Source organism: Flavobacterium sp. P3_A6 (assembly GCF_056403035.1).
Genome location: NZ_JBFUGG010000067.1, coordinates 1 through 688 on the forward strand (window position 1 = coordinate 1; position 688 = coordinate 688).

1 protein-coding gene is annotated in these 688 nt (G+C 51.5%); it reads left to right on the plus strand.

Going from position 1 to position 688, the window contains the following annotated elements; all coding sequences use genetic code 11:
• On the plus strand, positions 1-688 hold a 688-nt coding region (locus tag AC1DVP_RS21335), incomplete at both ends, for a SprB repeat-containing protein (protein ID WP_477185479.1).

Sequence of the window (688 nt, forward strand, 5' to 3'; positions counted from 1 at the left end):
GAAAAGTTATACCGTAACGGTAACCGATGCTAATTCTTGTACGGCTACTCGAAACTTTACAATTACACAGCCAGCGGCTATCAGTACGGCAACTGCTGCGCAAACAAACGTATCCTGTAACGGTGGATCTAACGGTTCCGCTTCGGTGACTCCTTCSGGAGGTGCTGGTGGATATACCTACTCATGGTCGCCTTCGGGTGGAACGGCTGCTACAGCTACTGGACTTGCAGCTGGAAGTTATACCGTAACGGTAACCGATGCWAATTCTTGTACGGCTACTCGAAACTTTACAATTACACAGCCAGCGGCTATCAGTACGGCAACTGCTGCGCAAACAAACGTATCCTGTAACGGTGGATCTAACGGTTCCGCTTCGGTGACTCCTTCCGGAGGTGCTGGTGGATATACCTACTCWTGGTCGCCTTCGGGTGGAACGGCTGCTACAGCTACTGGACTTGCGGCTGGAAGTTATACCGTAACGGTAACCGATGCTAATTCWTGTACGGCTACTCGAAACTTTACAATTACACAGCCAGCGGCTATCAGTACGGCAACTGCTGCGCAAACAAACGTATCCTGTAACGGTGGATCTAACGGTTCCGCTTCGGTGACTCCTTCCGGAGGTGCTGGTGGATATACCTACTCATGGTCGCCTTCGGGTGGAACGGCTGCTACTGCAACCGGATTA